15 protein-coding genes and 1 pseudogene are annotated in these 15370 nt (G+C 36.5%); all 16 read right to left on the reverse strand.

Annotated features, from left to right (window positions below):
• Window positions 1-222: 222 nt before the first annotated feature.
• Entirely contained in the window at window positions 223-1095 is an 873-nt protein-coding gene (locus R7Z77_RS14415; RefSeq protein ID WP_254413530.1) for a transposase, read from the reverse strand.
• Between the two features lie 84 nt (window positions 1096-1179).
• Window positions 1180-1554, reverse strand: a pseudogene (locus tag R7Z77_RS14420) (ISAs1 family transposase); the annotation flags it as partial.
• 24 nt (window positions 1555-1578) lie between these two features.
• Window positions 1579-2703 carry an ISAs1 family transposase gene (locus R7Z77_RS14425; protein ID WP_318136719.1) on the reverse strand — a complete coding sequence of 375 codons (1125 nt, stop codon included), beginning with the start codon at window positions 2701-2703 and terminating at the stop codon, window positions 1579-1581.
• Window positions 2704-3005: 302 nt separating this feature from the next.
• Window positions 3006-3656 carry a DUF1919 domain-containing protein gene (locus R7Z77_RS14430; RefSeq protein ID WP_254413528.1) on the reverse strand — a complete coding sequence of 217 codons (651 nt, stop codon included), beginning with the start codon at window positions 3654-3656 and terminating at the stop codon, window positions 3006-3008.
• A gap of 1 nt (window position 3657) precedes the next feature.
• The gene (locus R7Z77_RS14435; RefSeq protein ID WP_254413527.1) at window positions 3658-4629 is read right to left on the reverse strand and encodes a glycosyltransferase family 4 protein; all 972 of its coding nucleotides are present in this window, start codon (window positions 4627-4629) and stop codon (window positions 3658-3660) included.
• Window positions 4619-5776: a hypothetical protein gene (locus R7Z77_RS14440; protein ID WP_254413526.1), complete on the reverse strand. Its 1158-nt coding sequence runs from the start codon at window positions 5774-5776 to the stop codon at window positions 4619-4621. The genes R7Z77_RS14435 and R7Z77_RS14440 overlap by 11 nt, the downstream gene beginning before the upstream one ends.
• Window positions 5763-6554 (reverse strand): glycosyltransferase, encoded by a 792-nt coding sequence (locus R7Z77_RS14445; RefSeq protein WP_254413525.1) that lies wholly within the window; start codon window positions 6552-6554, stop codon window positions 5763-5765. The genes R7Z77_RS14440 and R7Z77_RS14445 overlap by 14 nt, the downstream gene beginning before the upstream one ends.
• 30 nt (window positions 6555-6584) lie before the next feature.
• Window positions 6585-7349 carry a glycosyltransferase family 2 protein gene (locus tag R7Z77_RS14450; RefSeq protein ID WP_254413524.1) on the reverse strand — a complete coding sequence of 255 codons (765 nt, stop codon included), beginning with the start codon at window positions 7347-7349 and terminating at the stop codon, window positions 6585-6587.
• On the reverse strand, window positions 7336-8397 hold the full coding sequence (locus tag R7Z77_RS14455; RefSeq protein ID WP_254413523.1) for a CDP-glycerol glycerophosphotransferase family protein: 1062 nt from the start codon (window positions 8395-8397) through the stop codon (window positions 7336-7338). The genes R7Z77_RS14450 and R7Z77_RS14455 overlap by 14 nt, the downstream gene beginning before the upstream one ends.
• Window positions 8394-9107: a glycosyltransferase family 25 protein gene (locus R7Z77_RS14460; RefSeq protein ID WP_254413522.1), complete on the reverse strand. Its 714-nt coding sequence runs from the start codon at window positions 9105-9107 to the stop codon at window positions 8394-8396. The genes R7Z77_RS14455 and R7Z77_RS14460 overlap by 4 nt, the downstream gene beginning before the upstream one ends.
• 20 nt (window positions 9108-9127) lie before the next feature.
• Entirely contained in the window at window positions 9128-10357 is a 1230-nt protein-coding gene (locus R7Z77_RS14465; RefSeq protein WP_254413521.1) for an oligosaccharide flippase family protein, read from the reverse strand.
• On the reverse strand, window positions 10357-10872 hold the full coding sequence (gene tagD, locus R7Z77_RS14470) for a glycerol-3-phosphate cytidylyltransferase (RefSeq protein ID WP_318136720.1): 516 nt from the start codon (window positions 10870-10872) through the stop codon (window positions 10357-10359). Before tagD ends, R7Z77_RS14465 begins: the two co-directional genes overlap by 1 nt.
• A gap of 411 nt (window positions 10873-11283) precedes the next feature.
• Window positions 11284-11451, reverse strand: a complete 168-nt coding sequence (locus R7Z77_RS14475; RefSeq protein ID WP_318136721.1) for a transposase — start codon at window positions 11449-11451, stop codon at window positions 11284-11286.
• Between the two features lie 11 nt (window positions 11452-11462).
• A complete protein-coding gene (locus R7Z77_RS14480; RefSeq protein ID WP_318136722.1) occupies window positions 11463-12593 on the reverse strand; it encodes an ISAs1 family transposase in 1131 nt (376 codons plus the stop codon).
• 204 nt (window positions 12594-12797) lie between these two features.
• A complete protein-coding gene (locus R7Z77_RS14485) occupies window positions 12798-13928 on the reverse strand; it encodes an ISAs1 family transposase (RefSeq protein ID WP_318136722.1) in 1131 nt (376 codons plus the stop codon).
• A gap of 367 nt (window positions 13929-14295) precedes the next feature.
• A complete protein-coding gene (locus R7Z77_RS14490; RefSeq protein WP_301949470.1) occupies window positions 14296-15291 on the reverse strand; it encodes a Wzz/FepE/Etk N-terminal domain-containing protein in 996 nt (331 codons plus the stop codon).
• Window positions 15292-15370: the final 79 nt, after the last annotated feature.

Below are 15370 nucleotides of genomic sequence, written 5' to 3' on the forward strand. Positions count from 1 at the left end.
TTTAAATGTACAAATTAGTGGAAACATCACTTCACGTCACCCCTTATGCCATAAAGGATTTTCATGATCTTGCCCTGTAGAAATAATACTATGCTCGATAACGAACTCCCATTCGCTTTAATAAAAAGAAGCTAACCGAAAAATAATAAAATCATACCGTTAAATGATGATATAATAGCGTGCTTTATTTCACAATGTATAGAAAAACAACCCTTGGACACTCTAGAAATTACAGGCACTCATTGACGCTTTACCTGATACCCAAGCCCTTTTGGTGTGTAGCGCATAACTTTCCAGCTCTTTAGCAGACCCAACAGCACAGCGAAATTTGCCCCCAAAGCTTTCTGAAAGCTTCAGCCACTCTTCGGCATTCATATTGAGCCGTTCAAGAATCGTATTATCACATGGCGGAATATAACCACGCTTGTTTGGCCGCACCATCTGGCCCAACGTTTCTACTAACGCTAAATAATCCAACAACGAAAACTCAATTCCACCTATTTGGGAAAAAGCCGATGGCTGCATTTGTCGCTCATTTCCTAAAAAACCAGCCAAGCCTTTTGCTGGCAAAGAGGCAATCTCACCATTGCCTTTATCTTGCCGACACGCTACTGAATGAATACGTTCATAGATAGAAGTAAACTCGGAAGCTTCAAGCGATTGAGCCATGTCAGCCCGAACGGGATTTAAATCCACATACGCCATACAGCTAAGTAGAGCCTTTTCATCTAGCAAGGCTTGAGACTTAAACCGCCCTTCCCAGAAACGGCCTTTGCAGCCTTCTTCTTTATTGGCTTCGCGAGCGACAAACTCGTTAAGATTGCGCATAAACCAAGAAATGTCTTGCAGACGCTCACGCCATTCATCAATAAGCTCAAGCGTTTTATTGATTTCAGCTTTAGATTTTAAATCACCACCTAGCCAACGGCTTACCAACAAAGGCACTTTGTATAACGTCGTCCAACGCTGCGCAACCTCTTGGTGGCTCCAAGATTCAGCCGAAGCCGTATTCACATGCAGGACCAAGTGATAGTGATTGGACATAATGGCATACGCGCACACATCAATGGCAAACACCTGACTTAGCAAGCGCATGCGTTCTACCAACCATAGCCGGCGATGCTCAAAACTTTTTCCTGAGTAAACATCTTCGCCACGGAAAAATCATGAACATCCCCGTCAATAAAGGCTTGCTAGCACCTTCAAAAGATACTCAGAATCCATGGCACACATCGCTCTTTTGTGCTTCACACTCGCTTTCAGAGTCGTTTCACTCTTGAGCATATTTAAACACGCTTGTCTGATCCTTGCGAAATTCTCTGCACTTTCTTCCGCGCGCTTACGACTCGAGTCTTCACCAAATGTGGTATCCAAGCTCCAATGCATCGACTCCACCAACCAATGTGAACACGTTGCATTTAACAATTCTTTAGCATTTAAATCCTTCGAGCTGATGTAGTATTTCACCACTAATTCTGACTCTTTCGCTACTTCCTCTTCTTGCCTTATTGAAACCACAATACCCATGGTTTTAAGACCAGGCCATTCAAACTCACGGAAAAATCATGAACATCCCCGTCAATAAAGGCTTGCTAGCACCTTCAATAGGTACTCAGAATCCATCGCACACATCGCTCTTTTGTGCTTCACACTCGCTTTCAGAGTCGTTTCACTCTTGAGCATATTTAAACACGCTTGTCTGATCCTTGCGAAATTCTCTGCACTTTCTTCCGCGCGCTTACGACTCGAGTCTTCACCAAATGTGGTATCCAAGCTCCAATGCATCGACTCCACCAACCAATGTGAACACGTTGCATTTAACAATTCTTTAGCATTTAAATCCTTCGAGCTGATGTAGTATTTCACCACTAATTCTGACTCTTTCGCTACTTCCTCTTCTTGCCTTATTGAAACCACAATACCCATGGTTTTAAGACCAGGCCATTCAAACTCAATATCACCTAAAACACTTAAATCTTTATTGGTCAATGCAAGCCTAGTTTCTTGTCTACCTCGTGATTTCTCTTGCGTGCTGTAGGAGTCACCATCGTGGTTTTGAAACATGCTCATGTCAAAATAGTTATCGAACGCTTGCTCTAAACGACCTTGGTTACCTTTAACTGCTAAAAGATAGTCCGCGTCACTATCAAGTATCTTTTGTGCAATTTTCTTTTGACAGCCCATCGCATCAATCGTGACTAAGCAGCCTGATATATCAAGCAGTTCAAGTAGCTTTGGAATGGCGGTGATCTCATTCGACTTCTGGGACACTTTTTGTTGTCCGAGGCTCACGCCATTTTCAGTGGCAAACGCGTTGACCATATGGATAGCACCAAGTCCGCGAGAGTCATCGTAAGACCCCCTCACCGTTTTACCGTCGATGGCAACCACCTCTCCTTTGGTCAACTCACAGCAATCTTTCATCCATTCAATAAAGCTCTTCTGTAATCGAGTAGCACTTATCATTCCCATCGTTCTGGCTATGGTCGATGTTGACGGAACACCATGACTAAAATCACCAAATCGCATCAAAAAATCTAGTCGAGCTTGACCGTAAAGACTGATCGCTTTCCAGTCATCTTGACCAGAAAGCACCGCGCAAATTGTTAACAAAATGATATCAGTTAACTTGTGCTCGACTTTGCCTTTTTGTCGGTAATCTGGGATAACATCGAAATGCATAAATGGGTGCTGGTTACTCATTGTTGGACCTCCAATTTGTCTATGGAGGTATTAAAAAACACTGAAAATGATCTACAAATCGATCTTCGGCCAATTGATTGTTGTGTGATTGCGCTAACTAGTGAAGTTCGAAAATTGAGAACTCAATGCGTCATGAACCCTTTAAACATGGGCATGTTGATGATTTTTCCCTGTTTTTAAAGATAAGTACCAGTCAATAGCTCACGGGTGAATAGTTACACTCAAAGTATAGTTCAGATGGCAGATTGATGATGGTAATCAGGTAGTAAGTTAACAATTACAATCTAAATAAGAATTTAGCATCAACGCTTCATCAAGTTATTCATTAATGATATAGGTGATATTGTTTTCCGAAAATTTGTCCATTCGTTTTGAATACACCCCTCTTTTTCTCCGTACAACTTAAATGCAAAATTGTGATTAACATAACGGCTAGAAAGGAAAACTTTCCTAGCAGGCACTTTCTCAAACATAGGTAACATATCGGCATCAAACAAATCTCGATCATTCATTTTTATTATCAGGTTATCGTAGTTGATACGCTGCTTTCTTTTCACCCACTTATACTCTGCTTCTAATTCATCTTTATAGTGAAGGAAATGTATCTCAACATCATTCAAGCGAGCAATAGGATATACACCTGATGATAAATCCAACTGCTCTCTATATTTAGACAATTTAGGCTCTATAAATACTAGTTCAACTTCCATATAATGTTTAACATTTTCAATTAGTTTCATATAATCAGGAGAAAAAATAAATAAACCGACAAACGGCGTTTTATATCTAAGTTGAAAATGTTGATAAACAAAACCTCCCCAGCAATTATCACTTATAATTGAAAAATCATCCCTTTTCAAAAGCGCATTTCTAACTTTATAACGTAAAGATTCTGGCAACTTGTTTAGAATAAGATCTATAACTAGTATTAAATTATCAGTAAAAGATAACAAATCACACCTCAAATATTTTATTGTACTCAAAAACAATAGCATCTTTCAAGCATTCACTTCTCAATAAAAAACCACTATTGTGTAACTCAGCGTTATAAGCAAACAAAATAGACTCTGCAAAAGAACTGATATTACCAGAATCAATCAAATATAAGTCATCGGCTTGTTTTACATAGTCAAGAGCTCCGATATTAACTGAACATAAGACTTTAGCGCCAAGATTAAGAGCTTCAAATATTGACAATGAAAAACTTTCAAATTCACTATTTAGTATAAATAACTTTGAACGTTCCATATGAAAAGCTAGTGTTTCCTTACTTTGAAACCCCATATATTCCACAAAGGTAAACGATTTAATCAGATTAGTGTCACGCCCATCTTCACCAAAAACTATAACCTTCAAGTTAGCAGGTAACCTTCTTTCTATCAGTAACTTATGAATTACATTACAAACATTAGCAATTCTCTTTTCTGGCCTCCCACCGCCAATTAAGACAATATGATTTTCCTTACCTAAATGTATACCCGTAGTATTCTTTACTGCCCGAGTCGGAATAGGGTTAGGAATAACAAATAACTTTCCAGTGCCAAAACAATAAAGCTCAATAAACTGAGTCTTTAAAATCGTTGAAACAAAAATTATCTTTTTTGAAAAAAAGAGCAAAAAAAGTTCAAGTAGGCACCTATATTTTTTTATCTTTCGATAATTTTTTTCATGCCTTAATAAACCGTGAGCCTTATATGAACAATCTACAAAAAACAACCTTGAAAATAATATTGCAAACACCCCAACAAAAGAAACCCCTGAAACATGAACATGCTTTGCCAAAATAGTTTTCAAAAATAAACTTACAATATTCTTATTTGTAGATTGCCACTTTAATACATCTAACTCAGCGACTAAAGATATATCAACACTTGATGGTCCATTGTTAGAATTGAAATCACCAACATATATAACTCTACCTCTCATCCCCCCCCCTAACTCCGCTTAAGTAATTAGCTGCAAGTGGAAAAAATAACAAATCAAGTGGGAACCTATGTCTTATAGCAGCTCCAATATAAAACTCCCAAACAGAAAAAATAACAGAGAAAGACATATATACCAAAAAATATTTGTATTTGCTCTTAGAATTAGACATAGCTGCAAAGAAAAATATCACAACCATATACAAAAAAACTAAAGCCAAAGCTTTCATACTAACAAAAGCGTTATTGTGTAAAATAGGCAAAGGCGAAAGTATAAACTGTAACGTCAAAAGAGGCATGTCAAAAATAATATCAATAAAGCTATTCCACTCAACTGAACCATATACCGAGTCTACAGGGCTATTAGAAATTTGAGAATTTCTAATATAAGCAAAAAAAGCAGGTTCAAAGTCATAACCAGTTAATGCGGTAAATGCAAAAGGTGAAAGAGCAAACATTACTACAATGAAAATAAAGTTTCTCCTCGATACACCGATGAAAAACAAATATAATAATGTATAGCAAATTATCAACTGAGGCCTTGTTAATATTGTTAAAACACAACCAATAAACAATAAGTTAATATACTTAACTTTTCCTCCTTTAAGCTTGATCAAAGAAATCGAAAATAGCGAAAGTGAGAACCCTAACAAAAGCCAAGCCTCTCTTAATGGCTGATCAATATATAACAAAACAGAAGGAAATAAAGAGACTAAAAGAATATATATTGATACGCTTCTATTTGATGCTTTATTGTTTTCAAAATTCTCGAATGCCAAAAGCATCATAATTACAGATAAATAAAAGAAAAAAACCTGCAAAAAAAGATATGAAACTAATGAAAAACCTGAAGCTAATCTAAATAAATAAGAAAGATAAAACCAAAATTCAACACCTTTACTTTGTACAATATTCCACTCTGTAGCTTTCACTAATTTAGCAAAAGTATGAGTATCAGAAAACTCTGGTAATGGAGAACTATAGATGAAAACCAGTGACAATATACAGTGAATGAGAAAAAAAACAAGAAAATATAACTGATTTCTCTCACTGAAAGATCTAGTTAATTTCACTATCAATAAAGAGAAAATACAAAACCAAAGAAAAGAGGTTATATCTATAACGGACACATATTCGCTATAATTTTTCATATACTTTCTTAACCGCACCTGTAAATACAGCTATGTAGCTTAAGCTAGTTTCTCTTTTAATCTTTTTTTTAAGAAAAAAAACAAAAAAAACTAATAAGCCCCAGAAGCTACCGAACATCCTTGAGAAAATCAATGCACGGTCAGTCATAAGTCCTAAATCATTATTAACTAAAGACCCGGTCCCTTCTATCGGATGAATTGCAGGGTAGAGACCTAAATGCATAAATATCATGCCCCTTTTTAAACAATCAGAGATAAAGATCGGCTCCTCTCCCGCCCTACAATTTGTTCCTAACCCAAAGTTGGTATCAAAATATAACCTATTTTGTTTAACAAACCTAAGATTAAGACAAAGCTCTATAGATGCCACTTTAAATAAACTTGATCTAGCAATAACCTTACCATTTTTCGGATAAACTTTCCTCAAGACTCCATCTTTGGTAATAGATCGTAGCCAATAGCTGGTCGACATATTGCCAAACCTACCTAAATATATAGATAACTCTTTAAGTTGCTCTGTATTAAACAAAACATCATCATCAGAAATAAGAAGGTAACTATGTTCAGCTTTATAAGCAGCATTAATTAATGTATTTCGACTTCTTGATAAGCCCTTTTTTTCGTCAACTAAAACAAATGCATTATTCTTTTTTACTTTTATATTATCATATTCAACGCTGTAATCTTTATCATCAAGAACTTGATGATTAACAAATAAGGATATATGTTCTGGTATTGTATCAATAATATTAACAACATTAAAGATACCAGCGTTCATCGTGGAAATGCCTATTGAAAGCACAGATTCTTACCTATACTGTTTATTATGTTTAATTAAACCCCAAAACGCATAATTAACAATACACCAAAGTGCATGAATAAAATTAAGCTTTGCGATTTTACGTAATACTTTAAATTGCCGCTTCAACTCAAGAAATTTATTTGAAGAAACTGAACTGGATGACAACCTGTAAGTTACCAATTTCTCTTTTATTCGTTTAGGTTTAATCTTTCCTGACGAAAACATATCAAGCCATAATGCATAATCTTCTTTAGCTATAATTGGAAATATTATATCAGGGAATACATCACGATCAATTAGAACTGTTGAACAACCAATGTCACATGTTTTCAACAACCTATTATAATTTGTTTTTTTTGGTAAGAACTCCCCCACATACATCTCATCCAAATAGGTTCTGTAAGCTGTATATATAAAGTTAAAACCTTGATAAACTTCGCTAATTTGATGCTTCAGCTTATTTGACTCCCAAAAATCATCACAGTCTAAAAATGCTAAAAACCTTCCTTTAGCATTTTCTATTCCATAATTTCTAGTTCTTGCAGCCCCCCCCCCTTCATCTTTGCCTAATTCAAAATAAGCTACTCTTGAATCTTTTTTAGCATAGAAAGCAGCAATATCAGCTGAGTCATCATTGCAATTATCAAGGCAAAGTAGTAATTCAAAGTGCTCATATGTTTGTGTTAATACTGACTCAATACATTGTTCAAGTGTCTGTCCTCCATTGTGCACAGGAACAACAATTGATACCAAATTACTAAAATAGTTCATATATTTGTTCTGCTGGTCTTTCATTATATGTGTAAATTTTTTCTAGATTTTCTAAATCGGAAGGATCTTTATTAACAATGTAAGCTTCCAAGTCCTCGATTTTAGTTAAAATGTGCAGCTTGTAAAAGTAGTCATACATTTCACGCCCTGAAGATACATAATCCATCAAATCTGGACAGAAAAAAGCAACATCAACGCCATAATGCATAGCCTCAAACGCTATACTAGAATAATCAGTTATAATTTTATTATAGCTTCCAACATTTACTGACTCTTTACTTAACTCTATATTTTTTAATTTACCAAAATTAGGGTTTTTTTCTTCCAAATGATAATATAAATCCCTATCGTATGGATGAGGGTAAATAGTTAATTTCTTATCATAAGAACCCAAGATATTGTCTAATTTTTTGCAATAAATTAAATTAAAAATATTAGTAGTAGCATCATCACTCTCCCGCCATGTTGGCAAATAAGCAATATCGGATTTGTTTCTTGCTATTCTAAGATCGTTCACATCCAAAAGGTAATTAGAAATATAGCCAGAAACTCTTTTCACTTTAGTTTCAGGAAAGCCAAAAGAGTTAACCAAGACATCGCTTGCTTCGCCCCTACCGGTTATTAAGAAGTTGTACGATAAATATATCCTTAACTTATACAAAATAAAAAACATTAATGACTTTTCCCTTTTACTGTCATTTTCATTATCTAAGAGGATTTTTTTTAGCGGTATCCCATGCCATAACTGAATCCTCACGCTTGAAAACAAAATTAAAGGTAACCCGCCGACACCATGAGTTAAAAAAACATGTTTACTCCTCAAAATACAGATAACATTTCTCACATAAGTGGAAAAATCATTATTTGAGTAGAGTTCATAGGTGATCTTTCCTTTAAAATTATAATAGCTATACAAATTTTTTATTGACCCATTTAAACCTACCGGCGAATAGAAACAGTACGACTGTCTCAGTCTAAACAAAGAAAGCAGCAAAACGATGAACAATAAAAATGGAAGTAAAATGACATCTAAAGCTCTTAACATCATAATTTACCTAACAATCGCTTAATTTGACTTTTAAATACCACATAAACATTATGAAAAAAATGTTCTTTTATACTATGATAATATGTAATTTCATTGCCTGTAGTACTGACATATCTCAGATCTTCATAAACCAAGGGTATCGATGGGTGTAAAACCTTTATTCCCATATTTGATAAAACATTAAAATCATCTGCTAACCAAAATACACTGTCCTGCTTAGCAATAATTTTTGCAGCAGATTTATTAATAACGTATCCAACCGTGCCACAAAAATTAACTTTAGATTCTCCAAATTCCACACCTGAAATAACACATTTATTATTCAAAGGTTGCTTCAGCCTTTGGATTATCAAGTCTTGTTCTCTAGTTTTAGAATGACCTAAAAGCAATATTTTTGCAATTGAATCTTTTGCAGGCAAATTATTAATGAGCTCAACTAAATTATCTTTTATAGTTGCATCATCTTCAAGCACACACAACCAATCTTCATTAGAGTTAGAATGCATCTTCGCTAGATTGTAATGACTCAATGTACAGCCAATCTCACCTCTACGTAACTTCCTTCCATATATCAACATAGCTAAGTTTTCATTAAACGTACTCTCCGAATCGCCTTCTACCGCATCAAAGAAATCATATTTTAATCGATCTAATGAAAAACTACTTCGTCTCTCGGAATATTTCAATGAAACCACTCTAATATCAACCATAATATACCTACATTTGCTCTCTAACATTTTACAAACATATTTGTTAGTATTTTTTTTTCTTTTACCAATAGTACTAAAAGAAGTAAAACCAACGATTCAGTAAACGTGTAAATCAAAAATACACCTTTTAATTTCCAGAAATAAGTTACAACTGGGAGTAAGACTAAATGAAGAGCAGCAGATATTGATAAAACTTTAAAAAAGCCTTTATTCTCTCCATTAGGCAATAATATCAAGGTACCAAACACATTACTCATAGGTATAATAATTAATAAAAGATAAACAATGGAAAAGTTTACACTAGTAAAATCGATTACCTCGCCAAAGAATAAAAGCAAAATATGATCATTAAGTATATTTACTGCTATGTAAACTCCTGCTGTTAAGAAAAATTGAATAGTAACTAGCATCTTAACTAAGTAACAATACTCATTAGTGTTTTCTTTTAACTTAATATTTAACCTAGGATATAGGACTGAGTGAATTGGTGATAATAATGAAACACCACCACGAATTAGCTTCTCTACTGCAGCGAAAATACCAGCAGCAACGTCACCAATCATGAGCCCTGCTACTAACACATTAGACGTGGAATATATTTTTACGCTAACTTGAGAAAAAAATATGGGCAAGCTCTCATATATAACTCTTTTTACAACTTCTATTCGTGGAAGTTTAAATTGAAAGTTTTGAAATAGAATTACTAACCCTATAATCCCTGATAAGAAAAATGAAAAACTCCATATGAACCCGTATAAAAATAAATCATCTTTACTTTTAACGAAAACAAAAATAAGAGGCAACACAATGAGCTTTGGAATAACATTATATAATGTTACCACTTTCATATTCTCTTTATATTGAAAGTACCACAACGGTGAAAATGTGAAGCCAAACAAATATAGCGATAACGACAGATAGAGGTACAAATCATCAGATTTAAAAATCAAACACCCAGTAATTAATACAGTCGTCACTGCTGCATATATAAATATTTTTATAGTAACTACAGCACTAATTATATCATCATTATCTTCACTAGCTGATTGGCATAGTATTTTTGTAACAGTTAAATTCATTCCGAATTCAGTTATTAAAACACCATAAGAAAATATCGCCAGCGCTATAGAGAATTTTCCGAAACCATCAACACCAATTGTACTTATTGCATAAGGAACTAATACTAAAGGAATTACATAATTAGCAAAGTTGACAATAAACAGATACCCTATATTTTTCACTACTTGCATTAGATAGTTATCTTTGAGCAGGTATCATCTGAGGTACTCATTGTTCTTAAGACATCAATCATTATTTTAATTTGATTTTCTATATCATCTATTTTATCATTATTTAACTTTGCTAGTTCGGTTTTAATTTTTGTTGTTGAAATATCCTTTGTTCGTTCTAAATACTTAACTTCGCATTGTTTTTTTAAAAAATCAAATTCGCCTTCCCAATCATTTCCAATTGCAAAAGTAGTGACAGAATATTTAGTCACATCATCAACTTTCTGTTCCCATCTTTCCTCTGGTACAACTAAGTCAACGTAACGACAACTTTCTAAAATTTCTTTTCTTTCCTGATAAGAGAAGAACGATGTCTTTCCTTTTATTCGATTAAACTCATCGGTAGATAACCCTACAATCAACATGTCAGCACCAGTTTTTAATCTCTTTAATAATCTAACATGACCAACGTGGAACATATCAAATGTACCATATGTTAGTACAACTTTTTTACTCTTTAATTTAACAGATTTCATAATTCTCTTATCCCGTTTTTATCATACCCAGAATACAAAATACCATTTCTAACACAAGATCACTCACGGAAAAATCATGAACATCCCCGTCAATAAACAGGGTTCCCGCATGAGTTACAAAATCGTTAAAACACCTTAAGTCACAAACAAAGCTCTCTCTCGGAACTCAAGATTTAACACGCATTTTAATTGGCGCCGTTTTAATGTCCCTTTCATCTCTACAAGCTTGATAAAATTCATGCACATTCAGGGTTCCCGCATGAATGTTTTTTAACCACCAAATAAGATCTTCTCTCTATAACTCGTATCTAAAGCACATCTCATTTGTCGTCGTTTTAGAGTCCCTTTCTCTGGATAAAGCTTAATCATATTCAGGCACATCTGACGAATTCGGGATAAGTTTTGTGCTGCTTACTTAAGCATGATACGACAGTCATCTTCTCTCATCACTGAATCTAACCACCAGTGCATACTTTCTATCTGCCAGTGTCCACGACAAAGCTGACCAAACTCTTCCGGTGTCAGGGCTTTTGATGAGATAAAGTAACGTATACCTAAGGTGCCCCACGGAAATCGCATGAACATCCCCGTTATTCAAGGGCTCTGAGAACCTTGCTTAAGTAGTTTACATCCATCGCACACTTCATTCGTTTACGTTGAATGCCTCCCTTAAAGCTCGTTTCTTGCTTTAAAAGGTTCAAACACGCCTGTCTGATCCTTGAAAAAGCCTCTGCGCGATCATCGACTCGAATGCGACATGCATCTTCTCTGAAACTAACATCCAACTGCCAGTGCATCGACTCGATTCCCCAGTGAGAACGCGTTGCATCATGCAGTTCTTTCGCACTAAGTTTCTTTGAACTGATGTAAAAGCGAACCGACATATCTTCCTCTGTCGCGGACCCTTCTGTTTTACGCATATTAACCATGATACCCACGCTTTTTAGCGCCGGCCATTCATGCTCTAAATCACCTAAAAATGACAGCTCATTCGTCACTAATGCACAGCGTGTTTCCTCACGCCCATGCCCTTTTTCTTGACTCACATAACTGTCTCCCTCTGCAAATTCCTGCAGCATCGAGGGGCGATAAAATTCACCTATCGCTTTCTCCAAAGTGCCTTGATTTCCCTTTACAGCAAGCAAGTAATCGGCATTTTTATCCACTATCTTTTGGGCAATTTTTTTCTGGCATCCCATCGCATCAATAGTGACTAAACAACCAGAGATATTTAGCAATTCCAATAACTTGGGAATTTCAGTGATCTCATTCGTCTTGTCATCAACTTTCGATTGACCAAGACAAAGGCCTTGCGCGGTTGCAAAGGCGTTCACCATATGAATTGCAGAGCGTTCTTCTGATTTGTTGTAAGAGCCTCGAACGGTTTTACCATCAATCGCAACGACTTCACCATCGGTAATTTGATGACAATCTTTCATCCAACTGATGAATGCCTTTTGCATCGCTGACGGACTCACCATACCCATGACACGTGCGATAGTATCTGACGACGGAATCCCATTCTTAAAATCACCCAGTGACTTAAGAAAATCGGTTCGGCTTTCACCAAAATCACAGATACCTTCCCATGTATCAAAACCGGATAGAACACCACAAATCGTCAGCAAGATAATGTCTGACAATTTGTGTTCCACTTTCGCGGCTTGCCGGTAATCTTTTATCACTTCAAAATGCATAAATGGGTTCGTTATTGTCGTCATAATTTGGCTCCGTTTAAGTACAGAACCATTAAAAAACACTCAAAATGATCTACAAATTGATCCTTGATGAGTTACAAATGTTGTGATGAATGTTAAAGAAACACCTTGTAAATTAGAAGATACTAATTTGACGAAAGCCCTTTAAAAATGGGCATATTCATGCGATTGCCCTGCCCTGACACGGAAATCGCATGAACATCCCCGTTATTCAAGGGCTCTGAGAACCTTGCTTAAGTAGTTTACATCCATCGCACACTTCATTCGTTTACGTTGAATGCCTCCCTTAAAGCTCGTTTCTTGCTTTAAAAGGTTCAAACACGCCTGTCTGATCCTTGAAAAAGCCTCTGCGCGATCATCGACTCGAATGCGACATGCATCTTCTCTGAAACTAACATCCAACTGCCAGTGCATCGACTCGATTCCCCAGTGAGAACGCGTTGCATCATGCAGTTCTTTCGCACTAAGTTTCTTTGAACTGATGTAAAAGCGAACCGACATATCTTCCTCTGTCGCGGACCCTTCTGTTTTACGCATATTAACCATGATACCCACGCTTTTTAGCGCCGGCCATTCATGCTCTAAATCACCTAAAAATGACAGCTCATTCGTCACTAATGCACAGCGTGTTTCCTCACGCCCATGCCCTTTTTCTTGACTCACATAACTGTCTCCCTCTGCAAATTCCTGCAGCATCGAGGGGCGATAAAATTCACCTATCGCTTTCTCCAAAGTGCCTTGATTTCCCTTTACAGCAAGCAAGTAATCGGCATTTTTATCCACTATCTTTTGGGCAATTTTTTTCTGGCATCCCATCGCATCAATAGTGACTAAACAACCAGAGATATTTAGCAATTCCAATAACTTGGGAATTTCAGTGATCTCATTCGTCTTGTCATCAACTTTCGATTGACCAAGACAAAGGCCTTGCGCGGTTGCAAAGGCGTTCACCATATGAATTGCAGAGCGTTCTTCTGATTTGTTGTAAGAGCCTCGAACGGTTTTACCATCAATCGCAACGACTTCACCATCGGTAATTTGATGACAATCTTTCATCCAACTGATGAATGCCTTTTGCATCGCTGACGGACTCACCATACCCATGACACGTGCGATAGTATCTGACGACGGAATCCCATTCTTAAAATCACCCAGTGACTTAAGAAAATCGGTTCGGCTTTCACCAAAATCACAGATACCTTCCCATGTATCAAAACCGGATAGAACACCACAAATCGTCAGCAAGATAATGTCTGACAATTTGTGTTCCACTTTCGCGGCTTGCCGGTAATCTTTTATCACTTCAAAATGCATAAATGGGTTCGTTATTGTCGTCATAATTTGGCTCCGTTTAAGTACAGAACCATTAAAAAACACTCAAAATGATCTACAAATTGATCCTTGATGAGTTACAAATGTTGTGATGAATGTTAAAGAAACACCTTGTAAATTAGAAGATACTAATTTGACGAAAGCCCTTTAAAAATGGGCATATTCATGCGATTGCCCTGCCTGCCCTGATTACTTTTCTTTTCAATTTCTCAAAGCTCACCTGCTTGTTGAATATAATCGTTTTTTCATCTCAGACAATCAAGTCAATTGAGACACTTTTTATTCATTTTGAGACAGTCCACTTTCACTATCTCATTGTAATTGCTTATTTTCGCCTAGTTTCCTAAACCCGCCCCAATGGCTTCTGTAGAGCCTAGGCTCTGGATGCTAGGTCCTCTATATCTTCATCCTTACGAAACGCAAATCGTACTAGCACGATTGCAACACCTAGCATTCCGCCCAGTAAAGTTCCTAATACACAGATCAGCGCTCGCTTAGGACCATCTTTTATTTCTGGAACAACGGCTGGATCTACTACCTTGAATACAAACTCTTCTTGAACTTCAGCCAGCATTAAGCTTTTGGTTTGTTCTTCTATAAGCTTGTAAAACGTGCTTTGCATATCGGCTACAGCCGTTTTCTGTAGCTGAGTATTCAGATAAGCCAAGTTTTGAGAAGTTTCTGCAATAGTACGTTCACGCATTACTTTGTTTATATCTTCAATCAGCCAGTTAACCCATTGCTGAGCAACATAAGGAGAGTAATGCTTCACCGATACTGTGTATAAACCACTCTCTTTATCTTGATTTACACTTAAGATATCTTTACTGAAACGTTCAAAAGCCTCTTGCGCTGTTGGTTTTGCACCGCGAAGACCTTCGGGCTCGCGTAACCACTTACCAGTATTCTGATCATATAGTTCTTCATCTAAAACTAATTGGTTATTAGATAAATCCCAGTCTTTTGCTGCCATTAACGGCACTAGCAAGTCATGTTTATTGATGAATTCGCCTACAAACTGGCGAGACTTTATGACTTGGACTGCAAGATCGGTTTGAGAAGTTTCACCACTACCAAGATTAACCCCAGCTAATGCCGCTAGGCCACCAAGTTGACCGGCCATTTTTGCTAAACCGCCACCGTTTGAGCTTTCTGCCGGGGCTAGTAAAGCATCAGCTTTGTAAATGTTCGGTAGGCTTAACGCGTACAATACCGAAGCGACCGCAAATACAAACGTTGTGGTGATGATGAGCCATTTACCTTTCCAGATAGCCTTGAACAATTCACGCAGATCGATCTCATCATCAGCAACAGGAGTCTGCGGGGGATAGGGTAAATAATTTGGTTGTGGTTCTTTGTGTGGTTCCATAGGGTTAAAAAAGTCCTAGCAGCCCAGAATCTAGTACTAATTCTAGGTTTGAAGATTGGTGAATTAGGATAATTTCGTT

This window comes from Vibrio sp. 1401, assembly GCF_033340295.1.